This is a genomic window from Rossellomorea sp. DA94, from assembly GCF_029834455.1.
In the GTDB taxonomy this organism is placed as follows: Bacteria; Bacillota; Bacilli; order Bacillales; family Bacillaceae_B; genus Rossellomorea; species Rossellomorea vietnamensis.
Genome location: NZ_CP122397.1, coordinates 759,900 through 774,548, shown reverse-complemented (window position 1 = coordinate 774,548; position 14,649 = coordinate 759,900). Strand labels below are relative to the sequence as shown.

At 45.6% G+C, this 14,649-nt stretch carries 20 protein-coding genes; 3 read left to right on the top strand and 17 right to left on the bottom strand.

Annotation, left to right across the window (positions count from 1 at the left end; translation table 11 throughout):
- Nucleotides 1-59: 59 nt before the first annotated feature.
- The 3 genes from P8596_RS04085 to P8596_RS04075 all read right to left on the bottom strand — a co-directional run bounded on the left by P8596_RS04085 (nt 60) and on the right by P8596_RS04075 (nt 1,989).
- On the bottom strand, nt 60-578 hold the full coding sequence (locus P8596_RS04085) for a hypothetical protein (protein WP_279726019.1): 519 nt from the start codon (nt 576-578) through the stop codon (nt 60-62).
- A gap of 66 nt (nt 579-644) precedes the next feature.
- Nucleotides 645-1,055 (bottom strand): hypothetical protein, encoded by a 411-nt coding sequence (locus tag P8596_RS04080; RefSeq protein ID WP_279726018.1) that lies wholly within the window; start codon nt 1,053-1,055, stop codon nt 645-647.
- Between the two features lie 166 nt (nt 1,056-1,221).
- Nucleotides 1,222-1,989 (bottom strand): nucleotidyltransferase domain-containing protein, encoded by a 768-nt coding sequence (locus P8596_RS04075; RefSeq protein ID WP_279726017.1) that lies wholly within the window; start codon nt 1,987-1,989, stop codon nt 1,222-1,224.
- A gap of 182 nt (nt 1,990-2,171) precedes the next feature.
- Between P8596_RS04075 and P8596_RS04070 the strand changes: the two genes are divergently transcribed.
- The gene (locus tag P8596_RS04070) at nt 2,172-2,768 is read left to right on the top strand and encodes a hypothetical protein (RefSeq protein WP_279726016.1); all 597 of its coding nucleotides are present in this window, start codon (nt 2,172-2,174) and stop codon (nt 2,766-2,768) included.
- A 70-nt stretch (nt 2,769-2,838) separates the two neighbouring features.
- Here the strand turns inward: P8596_RS04070 and P8596_RS04065 are convergent, their stop codons facing one another.
- The 5 genes from P8596_RS04065 to P8596_RS04045 all read right to left on the bottom strand — a co-directional run bounded on the left by P8596_RS04065 (nt 2,839) and on the right by P8596_RS04045 (nt 5,425).
- The gene (locus P8596_RS04065; protein WP_279726014.1) at nt 2,839-3,408 is read right to left on the bottom strand and encodes a GNAT family N-acetyltransferase; all 570 of its coding nucleotides are present in this window, start codon (nt 3,406-3,408) and stop codon (nt 2,839-2,841) included.
- Nucleotides 3,409-3,536: 128 nt separating this feature from the next.
- Nucleotides 3,537-4,061 (bottom strand): DinB family protein, encoded by a 525-nt coding sequence (locus P8596_RS04060; RefSeq protein ID WP_279726012.1) that lies wholly within the window; start codon nt 4,059-4,061, stop codon nt 3,537-3,539.
- A gap of 23 nt (nt 4,062-4,084) precedes the next feature.
- The gene (locus tag P8596_RS04055) at nt 4,085-4,612 is read right to left on the bottom strand and encodes a permease (protein ID WP_279726010.1); all 528 of its coding nucleotides are present in this window, start codon (nt 4,610-4,612) and stop codon (nt 4,085-4,087) included.
- Nucleotides 4,609-5,091 carry a hypothetical protein gene (locus P8596_RS04050; RefSeq protein ID WP_279726009.1) on the bottom strand — a complete coding sequence of 161 codons (483 nt, stop codon included), beginning with the start codon at nt 5,089-5,091 and terminating at the stop codon, nt 4,609-4,611. Before P8596_RS04050 ends, P8596_RS04055 begins: the two co-directional genes overlap by 4 nt.
- Nucleotides 5,084-5,425 carry a PadR family transcriptional regulator gene (locus P8596_RS04045; RefSeq protein ID WP_279726007.1) on the bottom strand — a complete coding sequence of 114 codons (342 nt, stop codon included), beginning with the start codon at nt 5,423-5,425 and terminating at the stop codon, nt 5,084-5,086. Before P8596_RS04045 ends, P8596_RS04050 begins: the two co-directional genes overlap by 8 nt.
- A 157-nt stretch (nt 5,426-5,582) precedes the next feature.
- Between P8596_RS04045 and P8596_RS04040 the strand changes: the two genes are divergently transcribed.
- Nucleotides 5,583-6,071 carry a DinB family protein gene (locus P8596_RS04040; RefSeq protein ID WP_279726006.1) on the top strand — a complete coding sequence of 163 codons (489 nt, stop codon included), beginning with the start codon at nt 5,583-5,585 and terminating at the stop codon, nt 6,069-6,071.
- 134 nt (nt 6,072-6,205) lie between these two features.
- Here P8596_RS04040 and P8596_RS04035 read toward each other — a convergent pair whose 3' ends face one another.
- Nucleotides 6,206-6,943, bottom strand: a complete 738-nt coding sequence (locus P8596_RS04035; RefSeq protein ID WP_279726004.1) for a hypothetical protein — start codon at nt 6,941-6,943, stop codon at nt 6,206-6,208.
- Between the two features lie 306 nt (nt 6,944-7,249).
- A complete protein-coding gene (locus tag P8596_RS04030) occupies nt 7,250-7,858 on the bottom strand; it encodes an FMN-binding negative transcriptional regulator (RefSeq protein ID WP_279726003.1) in 609 nt (202 codons plus the stop codon).
- A 150-nt stretch (nt 7,859-8,008) separates the two neighbouring features.
- On the opposite strand from P8596_RS04030, the gene P8596_RS04025 reads away from it, so the two are divergent.
- On the top strand, nt 8,009-8,842 hold the full coding sequence (locus P8596_RS04025; RefSeq protein ID WP_034761627.1) for a YitT family protein: 834 nt from the start codon (nt 8,009-8,011) through the stop codon (nt 8,840-8,842).
- A gap of 140 nt (nt 8,843-8,982) precedes the next feature.
- On the opposite strand, the gene P8596_RS04020 is transcribed toward P8596_RS04025, so the two are convergent.
- The 7 genes from P8596_RS04020 to P8596_RS03990 all read right to left on the bottom strand — a co-directional run bounded on the left by P8596_RS04020 (nt 8,983) and on the right by P8596_RS03990 (nt 14,507).
- Complete coding sequence (locus P8596_RS04020; protein ID WP_279726002.1) at nt 8,983-10,272, bottom strand: FtsW/RodA/SpoVE family cell cycle protein; 1,290 nt, start codon at nt 10,270-10,272, stop codon at nt 8,983-8,985.
- Entirely contained in the window at nt 10,272-10,682 is a 411-nt protein-coding gene (locus P8596_RS04015) for a PadR family transcriptional regulator (protein ID WP_279726000.1), read from the bottom strand. Before P8596_RS04015 ends, P8596_RS04020 begins: the two co-directional genes overlap by 1 nt.
- Complete coding sequence (locus tag P8596_RS04010; protein ID WP_279726959.1) at nt 10,679-11,194, bottom strand: sigma-70 family RNA polymerase sigma factor; 516 nt, start codon at nt 11,192-11,194, stop codon at nt 10,679-10,681. Before P8596_RS04010 ends, P8596_RS04015 begins: the two co-directional genes overlap by 4 nt.
- A gap of 138 nt (nt 11,195-11,332) precedes the next feature.
- Nucleotides 11,333-12,199 carry an alpha/beta hydrolase gene (locus P8596_RS04005; RefSeq protein ID WP_279725998.1) on the bottom strand — a complete coding sequence of 289 codons (867 nt, stop codon included), beginning with the start codon at nt 12,197-12,199 and terminating at the stop codon, nt 11,333-11,335.
- Nucleotides 12,200-12,255: 56 nt separating this feature from the next.
- Entirely contained in the window at nt 12,256-13,287 is a 1,032-nt protein-coding gene (locus P8596_RS04000; RefSeq protein ID WP_279725996.1) for a phosphotransferase, read from the bottom strand.
- 80 nt (nt 13,288-13,367) lie between these two features.
- Nucleotides 13,368-13,775, bottom strand: a complete 408-nt coding sequence (locus tag P8596_RS03995; RefSeq protein WP_279725994.1) for a RidA family protein — start codon at nt 13,773-13,775, stop codon at nt 13,368-13,370.
- Between the two features lie 24 nt (nt 13,776-13,799).
- Nucleotides 13,800-14,507: a DNA alkylation repair protein gene (locus tag P8596_RS03990; RefSeq protein WP_279726958.1), complete on the bottom strand. Its 708-nt coding sequence runs from the start codon at nt 14,505-14,507 to the stop codon at nt 13,800-13,802.
- Between the last annotated feature and the right edge of the window lie 142 nt (nt 14,508-14,649).

The following is a 14,649-nucleotide window of genomic DNA, read 5'->3' as shown; positions in this document are numbered from 1 at the left end:
TAAAAAGACCCAAAGTATAAGCTTTGGGCCTTTTTTGTATTTCTTCATATAGATATAATTCAATTATTTTCCTTCACCGGCAACACTATGGACGAATATACAGAACCATTTACCTCGATGTCCACTCTCCATTGACCACTTTCAGGAAACCACAGCTCAATGGATTGTTCTTTTTCTGGTTTAGCTAATGCCAAGGGTTCTCTCTTCGCCTTTCCTTTATGAGAAAAAACTAACCGTACCTTATCAGCATCTATAGCCTCATAGGGCAGTGTGAGGGTCGTATTATAGTTCTCTTTTTCATAAATAAACGAGTTATACTTAACACTCCCACTCTCATCTCCTAAGAATAGGTCACCTTCTGAAACAAAATCAGGACTTGTATGCCATTTTGCTTGATTTTCTCCCGAGAAGTGAAGGAACACAAAAAGCAGAACCAATGCCAAACAAGCAATTTGCACTTTCCAAAACCCGTTTACTGTTTTAAATGAATTCATCATCTCGGAGTATGGAGCCACCATTTTTAAAATCATAAATCCACCATTTAATAAGAGTAATGCAAAAGCTATATATAAAAACATCCAATCCCCCCTAAAACATATTGAGATTGTGAATCCTTCAACCTAAATCTGATCATCAACTTCTCTTTATTTTTGATGAAGAGGGACTTCTTCTTTTATCCGGTTTCCCTCTTCATCCTCCCACTCGATCTCTAACGTAATATCCTTAGAAAAGCTTGCAATACTAGTATTCAAAGCCTCTCTGGTCCCCCCGCCTCGTGGGATCTTGAATTCTTTGCCCCTTGCCGTTCCACTTCCTTCACCATTAGGATACGTCAAATAGTATTTGACAGTAGGTGGCGTATAATCTTTCTTGAATGAAAGATTCCCTCCAATCAGGTACTTCTCTTGATTTCCTGAGTGGGAAAACGTGACTTGTATAGTGGAGTTCCAAGAGGAGGACTCACCACTCAAATAATAATGTTCATCCCTTTCACTTTGACATCCAGATGTGAACAATGCCAATATCACAAGGGTGAAGGACGTTACGTATTTCATAGAACTATTCTATCCCCTTCCATTGTTGGAATGTGTGTGTCCTATCTGTTTCCGGAAGCACAGGGGAAGCACAGGGACGGTTCTGCTGCTTCCCCTCGATATACAAAAGAAGCAAGAGAACCGTCCCCGCGCGCTCGAGAACCGTCCCCATGCTTCCCGCGCTTTTTCACCCCGCCAACACTTTCCCAACCATCAATCCCATAAACGAAACTATCTCTCCATCACCAAGCTCTTCCCGAATCCAATCAAACTCACTTTCTAACAGACTCGCAATCTTCCGCACCGCTTCCCCATGGTGTGATGGTGTCATCGCCTCATAAATCTCCACCACACGCTCTTGTCGCTCTTGTGGCAAATCCCTGTGAATCGTCTTCAACCCAAGCACTGCCCGCTTCTTCGCGTACCGGGACAGCAGAATGATCGTCACACATCTCATCGAGTGCCGCAGCATTTCCACGGCCCACGTATCATTCCCTCTCGCTGCTGCTTTCTGATACTGAAACAGAAACCAGGCGGCGTCGAGGACCTGATCCTTAAACTCCTCTTTTGTAACGGTAAGGTTTTGGCTAGATTCATATTTTCCCATCAGATTGTCAGGATCGTATAACACCGTAAAGAAATCTTTCTCCTGTATGGTTTTCTCCGTCACCGTGAACAGATCGATATGCAGCCAATCTTCATAAATAGCGATGATCTGCGGCGCAATGATGAAAATGTCATCGTGAAAGAAGAGATCTTTGTACGCTTTCAAGTGATCGAGGCGGCGGGTCAGGAATTCCTTTTCTTCCCCTTCCTCCACTAAACAGTACAAGTCGATATCGGAATGTTCATCGTGTTCTTTCCGTCCCATGGATCCCTTGAGGAAGACGCTCCGGACGCTTGGGTCTTTTTTTAGGCTTTCGAGTACTTTTTCTACGGCTGCTTCTTGACGCATATGAGGGCCCCCTTGGTTAAAAATGTATATTACGCCATTATACCAATTTTTCATCGCAATCGTACATTCTTCTTTTTTAAAAAATAGAACCTACTCCTTACCAAAAATTCATGAGGGTACTCCTTTACAATAAATTACAAGGAAGTGTTTTACATTTCAATCCTATGAGGAGGAATATTTTTATGAAAAAAATGAGTGTTCTATTTGCTGGTGCCCTGGTCATGATGCTTGCAGGTTGTGGTGGAGATGCGGCTGTCGAGGAACTGGACAAAAATGATACGCAAAAAGCCGAGGCCAAGACGACGGGTGCGTCCGAAGAAAAAACAGAGAAAAAAGCCCAGGAAGAAGATATCTGGACGTATTACAATGACGCCACTTGGTCCGATGATTACAACGGCTTGAAGATGGAAATCCAGAAGGTGGTCGTGAGCGATAAAGCCCCTACCATGGAAGACGAGAACGCCAAAGCGTCGGCCGTCGGGGTAAAGTTCAAAATGGAGAATACAACCGAAGGCAAATTCACCTTCTATCCTGACCAGGCCGTCCTCGTCACGAGCACCGGTGAACAAATCGACATGGCGGACATGTGGGTTTCAGACAGCATCGGCGGCGAGATCGATAAAGGCGTCATCAAGGAAGGCAATATCATCTGGTACCTGGAACGGGGCCACGCCGAAGACATCGAGTGGATCAAGATGGAATTTAACGGCCATCAGGGAGCGGAAGATGATTTTGAGAATGAAACGAAGGAATATGAAATCGAGTTGCCACTGAAATAGAAGGCGCAAGGGGACGGTTCTCCTGCTTCCATTTGACATGAAAAAGAAGCAGGAGAACCGTCCCCCTGCTTCACTTCACACCATTAAGGTAGTCCTCTTGAAGAAGCCCATAAACCGCACAGTCCTTATACTGATTCTTAGCATTGCGGATCATATGTTTAATGGTTCCTTCTTTTTGCATCCCCACTTTACTCATAATCTTTCCGGAGGCGGGGTTATCCGTATTATGCGCTGCTGATATTTTGTGAATGTTCATCGTTCTAAAGCCAAATTCAATCACAGCACTCAATGCCTCGGTTCCATACCCCTTGTTCCACCAATCATAACCGATGGTATAACCGACTTCACAATTCTCTGTCATCGGGTCAAAATGAAAAAGATCAATCGCTCCAATCAAATCCCCACTTGATTTCAGTTCGATTCCCCAATAACAGAACTCTTCCGTATCATACTGACCAACGATTTCCGTTACTCTCTTAGTGGTTTCCTCTACAGACTTGTGTGCCCCCTTAATGAGATTATCCATCACGCGATCATCGGAAAGCCAATGGTCGAAGACAGTTTGAGCGTCTGAATGCTCCAGTCTCCTTAGTATTAATCGATCCGTTTCTAACGTTGGTGTACCAGAATAATAAATCATTTCCTCACCTGCTTAACCCATTCTTATCCATCCCTTACCCTATTCTTCACCTTAGTTGGAAACTCCTTCTTTCCCTATGGGTCCAAAGGAACCTCCAAAAAAGAAGCAGGAGAACCGTCCCCCTGCTTCTACTTCAACACTCCCAAATACTCCTGCCACGGCCCCACGTCTTCTGCATATCGTTTCGAGAACACCCTAACGATTTGCGACAGATGGGTCAGATCATGAACCACCCAAGTCGAGATGAGCTCACGGGCGGTGACTGTACCGAAAGCGGGATGCACACCCGTTCGATCAAGGGAATTTTCATGATGAGTTAATAACTCGTTTAACCTATTGATGTTTCGGGATCGTCGGGAGGCAAATTCCTGTAGCTTCTCCGCAAGAATTCCTGAAGCATTTCTATTCAAATGCGAATCTCGGTCAAATACAGGAAACACTGCATTTTCACCTTCTTGAAGAATCATCGTTAATCTCGGAATCCAATTATGTTTTTCCCCTTCAATAAGATGATCCACTACCTGGATCGCATTCCACGTCCCATCACCTTCGTTACACTCAAGCCATCCTTTTGACAAACCGGTCAGAAAATTTTCAAGAGTGACTGGAGTGCGCTCCAAAATCTCGATTCCTTCATTTAATGTAAAGTTCATCCTCTTTCCCCCTCACATTTTGTTTACACCTCTTCCAATCCATCATACTCCAACAACTCCCCCGGCTGATAGAATTTCTCAAACAACACACCAAGGAAATAAGCAAACAGTAGACCGAATCCGATATGGATCATGGTGAATTTCATTCCAAAGGAGGCCAGTTCATAAATGACGACCGGCAATTTCGACGTTGACCAGACTCCGAGGAAGAAGACGATGTAGCGGACACTTGCTCCTTTTTTCAAAAATAGGACGGCCATGGGAAAGGCCACGTATAACGGCCCAGCTGCGATGGTTCCGAGTAACAGGGAAAAAAGGATGCCATAGAATCCTGAGTCTTTCCCCATATAGCGAATCATCGTTTCCTTTTCCACCCATTTGTCCAATAATCCCACTAACACGAGAACCGGTGGCAGCAGAAACAACATATCCAACATACTGTTCCCCGTCAGCTCTGCAGCCTTCCATCCAGCTGACCTGTTTACACTAGTCAGGATGATAAGGCCGACAAGGAGAAGAAGAAAGAATCGATATCTCTTTAACTTTTTCATGCCATCACCACCCAAATCAGAACGGCGAATAGAACAGACATGACCACGGATGCCCCATTACGCGCTATCGCAAAACTTCGTCCAAACACCTTTTGTTCCATAGGTAACGTGACAATCCCGACGGCCATGAACGATGCCATCAAGGCTGCCACCTGGGGAAGACCGGCCCCGTTTTCTACCAGTGTCGCACCAAGTGGAAACACCACAAAGCTTGGGATAAGAGAAACAGAACCAATGACCGTGGAGTAGACGACCCCCATGATGCCGGATTCCTTCCCGACAATGGAAGAAATGAGTTCAGGAGTAAGAATGGATAAAGATAGGCCGACGAACAGCATAATCGCCAGCACATCAGGCATAATATTGCTGAACATTTTCCACGCCTTCAGGATGGCTCCTTTCGTCTTTTCCCTGTCTTTCCCGAATGAAAATCCGGTTAAGATAAGAGCGGTCCCGTAAAGAATCAGACCGTTAATCATGTTGGGGTCCCTTCTTCCATTCCTCATATTTACCTAGGAAAAAGGATAAGTTCTTGATCTTGCTTTCAATATCTTCATGAAAGTCCTCCAATGTCCTTTCTCCCGTTTCGGTGATTCGATACATCTTGATCGGCTTCTCCCCTGATGTATTGAAATAAGACTCCACGGAACCTTCCGTCTCCAATTTTTTCAGAGTGCGGTAAATGATCGCACTGTCAATTGGGTTGACCGGAATTTCATCCTGACACTTCTGAAGAAGCTGACCACCGTAGCAATCCCCCTCTGTTAAAAACATCAAAAGAAAGGCGCCTGTATGTCTTCCTGTATGTTTCATCTATGATGACCTCCTACAATATGATTTAAACTGTTAAAAACAGTATACTGCTAATAACAGTACACTGTCAATAACAGTATACAAAATGGAAGTAACAACGAGTTCAACATGATACAATAAACAGGAAAGTATCATTTAAAACTCAGGAGGGAATACCATGTTCACATCTAAAAATGATTTCCTACAAGAATGGAAACAAGAAGCCGCAGTCACCCAAAAGGTAATGGACGCACTGACAGACGAGTCACTGAAACAGGAAGTGGCACCTGACCTGTACAGCATTGGAAGCGTTGCCTGGCACATCACGGGAGCTACATACTACTTCCCGGCTCAGGTCGGCATCACGTTCGAAGTGCCGGATCTTCGCAAAGAAGCACCGACGTCTGCTGCAGAAATCAGTGAAACGTACAAACTCGTCAGTGACCGCCTCGTAGAAGCCGTTTCTGAACAGGTGTCCGACGAAAAAATGAACGAAATGGTGAATCTCTTTGGAATGGAAATGCCGGTTCAAGCCGTTTTCCGCCTGTTGATTCAGCATCAGGCTCATCACCGTGGTCAACTGACGGTTCTCATGCGTCAGGCTAATTTAAAAGTGCCTGGTGTGTATGGTCCGAGCAAGGAAGAAATGGAAGCGATGAAGGGTTAATGAGTGAAGGACAGTCGGCGAGTGCCGGCTGTTTTTTTGCGTGTGCACGGGTGTGCACGGGGACGGTTCTTCTGCTCCCATTTTCTCCGAAGAAGAAGCACGAGAACCGTCCCCGTGCTTCCCCCATGCTTCCCTTATGCAAATGCCTCATCCTCCTCCAACACCCTTTTCCGTAGGTCCTGGATGAAAGGCTCCGCATCCTCCATATAAATCAACGCCTTCTTCACCACTTTCCTCTGCCCGAAATAGCCTCTCGCCTCAATCGGTTCCTTGAAGATGATTTCATACCTCAACTCATCGATCATCCCGAAGACGCGGGTGAAGACCCTTGGCAACATGGCGACATGAAACACATGTTTCTCATGGATGATGCCCCCGCTTTTTGCATATTGGGTCCTGGCCGGCTGAATGGCTGCAACATCCTCTATGTTAAAACAAAGAGACCTCCGCACACCGATTTTCATCTGTACCCCGTTTCCCTTGAACGAAATCGGTGAGTTCCGGACAAGATTATAGTCCCCGAGCATATAAAGGATGCTGTAGACATGCAGCACGACAAGGATATCCGACCGGAGGGGATCCACGTCTTTTAAATAGTAATGAAACGCGAACGCTTCAATCACCTGTTCATGAAGAAGCGCGATGAACAGCCAGAAATAATTGGAGCCTTTGTGATAAGTATAGGTCCCTTCTGTTGGCCTCACCTTCCACTTGAACAGGGCATAATAGAAGACCATTGCCTCTTTCTTTAGAATCGTGATGAAGGGATTCTTCTCCATTTCCCCTCTTCTATATTTTATAAAAAGAATGATGGCACCGATGTCCGCCAGTACAATCAGGACAACGAGTGAGATGATCAGTTGGGTGTCCATGGTCTTCCTCCTATAGGTAGTGACGGATATCAGTCAGACAAATCCTGTTTTGAACGAACATAAACCATATATATCCTTTTATGGAATTATCATCTTAAATGTAAGATATCCTGTGTAGAATGTATAGGATTCTTTAGCGAAATTTCTTTAATGGACAAGGGATTGTGACAGAATGGTTAATAAATGGAAAATGGGGAGGGATTTTTTGAAAGAGAGGAACGGCAAGGAGCGATGGCTTGTTGAAAACGCACGAAAGCCAGGTGGACAGCGTACCGTGTTCACCTGGCTTTTAGAAGAAGCCTATTTCTATTTCAAACTCCGCTTCATCCAAGCAGCAATCTCCTGCTCATCCGTGGTCGGTTTCTGCTCAAGCTCTCGAATCACCCGCTCTTGCCTTTCAGTTGAATGGTTTTGACTTAGCTTCGCCTTTCCTTCCATCTGATTGATCTTAATCTTGAACCCCTGTACTCCCTTACTCATGCCGGCGAGCAGCGCAGGATCAAGATCCCCCAGGCTGTAGGAACTGTCCTTGGCTTCGAAGGTTGATACCAATTCATGTAGCGATTCAACGAGCTCATGGTCGTCCTCGATAAGCTCTACTTCTCCGTACACATGGACCGATACATAATTCCACGTCGGGACGGTTTGATTCGTCTCATACCAGGACGGGGAGATATAACAATGAGGACCGTGGAAAACGGCCAGCACCGTTTGCTGTTCAATCTCTTTCCACTGGGGATTCGGACGGGCAAAGTGTCCGTATAAGTGGGTTTTCTCCTTGTTTAACAGGAGCGGTAAATGCGTTGCAACCGGCTTCCCATCGTGTTGGGAAAAAAGCGTCGCAAAGCTGTGGTCTTGGATGACACCAAGCGCTACCGATTCATCGGTGATCTTAAAGTCTTTTGGAATATACATTGTGATCCACCTTTCAATCTATTTTGACTTTCTTTAGAAAAAAGAAGCAAGAGAACCGTTCCCGTGCTTCAAAAAACAACCAAGGGACCTGTCCCCGCGGTCCCCCATGTGCTATAGTATCCTAGTATCAATTGAGAACGGAGTGAGCATATGAATTCAACAACGAAAGAAATTACACTGATCATTATCGGCTCCTTATTTTTCGCCCTCGGGGTCAATTTGTTTGCCATCCCAAATGAGCTTGGGGAAGGCGGCGTAACGGGGATTTCGATGATTCTTTACTATGTATTCGATTGGTCGCCGGGTATCACGAACTTCGCCATGAACGGGGTTCTGCTCGCCATCGGATATAAGGTTTTAAATAAACGGGTAACATGGTACACCATGCTGGCCATTTTCTTTACATCCCTTTTCATTCAATTAACAGAAGGGATGGGGGACTCTGTCGACATCATGCTCGGCACCGTATTTGCCGGGGTGTTCATCGGAATCGGACTCGGCCTTGTCCTGCGTTCAGGCGGGACGACAGGCGGATCCACGATTGTAGCCCGCATGCTGAACCAGCGATTCGGATGGGGTGTCAGTACGAGTATGTTCGTGTTTGATATTATTGTCGTCCTCAGTTCCATGTTCGTCATCGGAATTGAAAACACCATGTACACCGGTATTTCCATCTATATCAGCACGAAGATCCTCGATTACCTGATCGACGGATTCGATACACGGAAGGCGGTCACGATCATCTCCCAGGATACCGACGCCATCGCCGAAAAAGTCAGCGCCAAAATGGACCGTGGCGTCACTATCATCAACGCTCGGGGCCATTATTCCAAGTCATCCAAAGATATTCTCTATGTCGTCATCAACAAACAGGAACTCTTCCTCCTGAAAAAAATGATCCAGCAGATCGACGAAAAAGCATTCGTCGTCGTTCACGATGTGCGAGATGTATTCGGGGAAGGATTTACCTTTCCCAAAACGTAAGCATGGGGACGGTTCTCGTGCTTCCATTATAAGCAATCACCAGACTATACCAGAGGGAAAGGTCCATTGGCTCATCTAGAGCCGGAGGACCTTTCCCTTTGGCTACCCATATCCATTTCCGTGACACTACGAATCAAACATCACCATTCATCTCCTCTCGCTTCTCTCCGATAGAAAGTGAGGGATTTTCTTCTATATACACTCAAAAACAAGCCCACTACTATAAACGTCTGTAAGGTCGGGTTTAACCCATAGCTTACGAAGGGAAGGGCCATCCCTGTGTGAGGCAGGAATCCAATGATCATCCCCACATTGTAGAGGAATTGGGTTGAAAATAATGTGACCCCGCCAAGGATGATCGATTGTCCCAATGGATCTTTGATGGATCGGATATGGCGCAGCATCCTGTACATAATGAATAGCCCTGTCAGAATGAGTGCAGCGCCTGTTATCCATCCGTAATAATAGGTAATCGTTGTAAGGGCAAAATTTGTATGCCCTTCATTGATCGTCTCCGTTCCCCCCTGTACTCCGAACCACCCACCTTCGGCCAATAGTTCTTGATTACGCAAGTACATATAACCAAGATTACTTTTGTATTCTTCAGGATGAATGAAGGCAAACAGCCTAGCCAGTTGGTATGGTTCCACAGTGAACATCATGAACGCGATGAAAGCGCCTATCACTGAATAACCCAAAAATATATACTTCCTTTTATCTTTAAAACCTCCCCATAACAATACTGTTACAGTCAATGTAAATACAAATACAGCAGGTAAACTCGGAAGCATCATTAATGAGCAAAGGCTTACAATAAGGAAAGGAAGAACCCACAAAAAAGAAGTTTTGCCGTTACCTATGAATATAATCCAACTCAAAACCAATGCAGTGACAGCGGTTGTACTGTCAATCGTGAAACTTGCGAATCTGAAATGTGCTTCTCCATTCACATAAGAATTAGGAAAAATCGTTAAAGCAATCAGAATCAACGCAGTACCACCATAGATCCACCACCTGATCACATGGAGCTTCCTGTAATCAAAAAACATTAGTAAAGCAGAAATAAAAATGCCCATTAAGAGATAGGTGATTTCCCTCAATATATATCCGTTTTCATTATACAATTCTGTACTCACATGCAGACTGGGGAGAATCCCCATGGACGAAATCAACAGAACCAACCCAATCATGATCCAATCCACACGCGGTCGATGAAGTTTATTCATTTCCATCCCAAGGCGTTCTGCACTTCCCATATGCTTAATGGCTTTATCTTCCGCAGCCGCTTCATCCATCCCGACCTTTTTTAAGCTCTTGATTTCTTCATCCAGGTGATGGTTAAGTTCATCGGCAACGAACTGTTTAGCTTCTTTTGCTCTCACTTGCCGAATCACGCGCTGTAGATAATCCACTCTCGTTTCCCTCATCATTACTCCCCCTCAAGTAAGACTTGAAAAGAAAGATTTTTCACACTTTTTCCTTCTTCCAGCGATTGAAGGACTTTCCGTCCCCGACTTGATAATTTGTAGTTCTTCTCCTCTCGTTTCCAGAAAGAGTCCAACAGCTTGTCTTGTTCCATTTTGTGAAGGGCCGCATACAGGAAACCATGTCTTTCCTCATATTGATTGATTCCTCTGCTGCGAAGATTATTGAGGAGTTCATGTCCGGTCTTCTCGTCAACTAGTAATTGCAGTATATGCAACAGGATATCATGGTCATTTCCCTTGGAGTTCTCAATTCCTCTTTTGATCATCTGCTTTTTCTCTTCTGTAAAAGGCATTTGATTAAATGAACCATGGTCCATCGCTTTCCGAAGTCTTTTTAAACGTTCCTCCATCATCCATTCACCAGACCTTCCTTCAATAATTGCTTCGCTTTCCTTAACCGTGTTTTCACCGTATTTTCCTTCACACTCAAAAGGATGGAGACCTCTTTTACCGAGCGATCTGCATAGTAATGTAGATAAATGATTTCTCTGTATTTCAATGGGAGTCCGAGCACGGCTTTTTCCAACTCCTGATCCTCATCCCTCTGAATGACATCCCCTTCAACCGAATTCCCGGAACTCATCATCTGAAAGTGTTGATCTTCTTCCGTAAACACCTTTCGCTTATACCAGCTATTCAAGTAATCTTTACAGTGATTGATCGCTACCCTCCATATCCACGTACGCAAGGAGGAGCGACCTAAAAATGTATCCATCTTCTTATACACTTTTATAAATATCTCCTGAGTTAGATCGTCCGCAGCCTGTTCTTGGCGTACATATGAGAATACGAGCTTCCACACGTCCTCCCCATACTGCTCCACGACTTCCTCAATTGTTACACCTTCCATTGACTGTGTCCTCATTTCCGATAGTTCCTCCACTGTCTTCCCTCCCACTTAATTAGACGAAGCATAGGCAGGATAGGTTTTCCAAAAAGTTGGACCTTTTAAAAAATAGCGGGAATACCAAAGGCAAAATACCAGAGGGACAGGTCCCTTGGCTCATTTGAACCCGGGAACCTGTCCCTCTTTTAACCTCTGTAAACATTCCACCACAATCTCCGGTTGATCTTTATGTACCTCATGATCACTCCCCTCAGCAATTACAAGTTCCCCTATTTCTGATAACTGGGCAAGCTCCACTTGTAATTCACTCCACACCTTTTCATGAAGCAGAGCTTCCTCTTCCGGTATGCCATATTCAATGTAAGGCTTGGCAGAGAGTGCTTCATCTCTCGCAATGGCAATCAGGGGGATATCCGGAAATGGTTCGCCAGACTTGATTTCGTCACTGCTCGTGGACCAGCTGGTAAATTCATCAGCAATCGTTTGGTAGAGGACAGGATTTGTAAGAAACGCTTCCTCCTCATCTGACAATTCGCTTTCCCTTTCTTTATACCATTCTTCCAATTCAGCTCTGCTCTTCCCTGCGTTCTCCTCGTTAGCTTCAATCAGCAGCTCCAATGAAATCATAGAATACATGACTGGCAGATTGAGATCGTAGAGTCGTTGAAAATTGTGGGAGGTTGCATCTATAAGGAGGAGCCCGTCCAGTTTTTCAGGGTACATCCTCGCATATGCTTGAGCGCAAAGTCCGCCGAATGAATGACCGGCTATAAGAAATCGCTCGATCTGCAGATGTTCCATGAGGCCATTGAGCTCCCTTGCGATATTCGCTGTAGTCCGAGTCTCCGTGGATGTCCCGCTTTCCCCATAACCTGCCCGGTGATACAAAATAACAGTAAAATCATTCTTGACCCGCTTCACAAATGGAAGCCAGCTGTAGAAGGAATTGCCGATCCCTGTTTCAAAGACGAGGACCTGCTTACCTTCTCCTATCACCCGATATTCGAGATTGTTTTCATACATGACGTTCCTCCTTAATTTAATGTCTCTTTCACTCTACTTTCATATAAAAAAGGCCGTCACCCAAGTCTCCCCATCATCTCCTCATACGTCCTCCCCGCAACTTCCACCTCATACCCCGCTTCAAACTGCCCCATCAACAACCGCAATCCATTCTTCCGGTCTTCTAAATTTCCTACTTCATTCAATAACTGCATGCCGTACGAAGCGATATCCGCCACCACCCGCTCATTCCGGTAATAAGCGAGAAGGACCGGATTCACCTCCACCTCTCCATACCCCTTGTAAAAGAGGTCAATATGCTCGGGGCTCTCATCCTTGAAGCACAACCCCAACCCTACTCCCGGGAACATCAAATCCCTCTCAACCGGGGCCATGACGGGATCGTCCCAATCAACGATGAACAGCTTTGAATCCCCATCGATCATCACATTCCCGGGATGGATATCCCCGTGGCATAAAACGAATCCACTTTTATCATGATCCTGCAGCCTCTGTCCAAGCTCCTCTGTCCGCTTTACAAGGGTCAGGATGTCCCCGCGCTTTCTTTTCCAAAAATCAATGAGGTTCCCTGCCACTTTGTCACGGGGCAGATCGGCATCCATCTCCCGGTCGAGTTCCCTGACTTTCTCACACCAGGGACCGGAGAAATCTTCTTGGCGCAGCTGCACCTGAAGATCATGAGGGATCCTTACAGAATGAATGGATTTCAGGATCTGACCAAAACGAATCGACTGTTGCTCGCTTAACGGTGATTCGAAACCCGTTCGCCCGTCTACGAACGGCGAGAGGATCCAGTGGTATCCTTCATCATGGACCGCCAGCTCATCATTAGTGGTCTGGATAGGCGGTATGACCGCGTCGATCCCTTGAGTGGAGAGGAAATGAACGATCCTGATCCCCGTTTCATCAAAGGAACCTTTAATCATTTTTAGAAAAAAGACCTCGCCATTCCACCCAGCGACACGATAAACTGCCGCTTTCGGATCATGTCCGATGGGCAGGAACGTCACTTCTTTCGCTGCCATGTTAAAATGTTCTTTTAATCCATCTATGATTTTTCCCTGGTTGAACTCAGGTTGTGTTAACATACATCCGTTTCCCCCTTCACATGCGCCAGAGGGACAGGTATCGAGTCTCAAAATGAGCCCCGGGACCTGTCCCTCTGGTTTTATTCGGTCCTGATTGCCGCAACCGCCTCGATTTCCACCAATTGATGTGTGTATCCGAGCACTGTCACTCCTGATAATGTACTCGGAACATCATGATCCCCAAACTCTTTTCTTATCGACTCCCAAGCCGTCACTAAATCGGCCTGATGATGAGAGGCTACAAGGACCCTGGTGTAAACGACGTCCTTCAGGGAGGCACCGCTCTCTTTCAGTACTTCCTTCATATTCTCCACACAGAGCTTGGCTTGGAGTTCATAATCCTGTGCATGAGGGACTTCTCCATTTTTATTTAAAGGACAGGCTCCCGCTAAAAAAAGGAGGTCCATGTCTGAAGGTACTCTTGAAGCGTAGGCATAATCAACATGTGCCAATTGTGATGATCGAATAAAGGATATTTTATTGTTCATAGTGTTCCCTCCTCCCATGACGCATCAACACCTCACATACTTCCGCTTAAACCCGATCCGTCCCTTCTCCACCTGCTTCTGAATATCATCGGCTGACTTCAGGACACTGTTCTTCTTCCCTTCCCGCACCATCTCGACAGGACCGATTTCCTTTGCGGTCTCGAATGCCTCTTCATGAAGAGGGACATACGACACCCCCACGGTCCCAACAAAGTTATTCATCGACGATTTCGTCCGTTCGGGGGCATCGTGGATCGTGTCTTTCACGTTCTGGAGCATTCCCCTAAGCTTCTCTTTGGAAAATTCTTCGTCCTTCCGATTCCCAAGGAGCCAGCAGTAACAGCTCCAGCCCGCAGACATCTTCAATTCTCCTCCGCTCTCTATCCACTTATCGGCCACTTCCTGCGCGATATCCGATTCAGAGAGCGTCACCGCCACCACATAATCCGACAGCATGTAGAAGTAGGCTCCCTCGATCCAGCGGTCAAAGTCCGCCTCGGTCATCTCATTCGGATCGGCAATGATTCCGGCAAAATACATGGCATCATAATTCCCTGTCGCATATAATTCCTCCGCCAGGGCCTGATCCTTCTTGATTTTCTTTGCAATCGGCTTCATGGCACCGGTTGCGACACCGAACACCGGTTCATGCGCACCATTTGATATGTACATTTTCTTACTTCGTTCCTTGCCGAGGGCTTGGAGCTCACTCATGACGGTTTCCAAATCCATCTTTCTCACTTCCTTATCTCATTCCTATATTTTCTCTTGAATGACAATTACTCATATTGTCTCTTCTATTTAGTGTATCTACTATACCTATTCTACCTTAAAGGACCTTTTCCTTTTCAGCATAAAAAAAGAGCGGTAATGA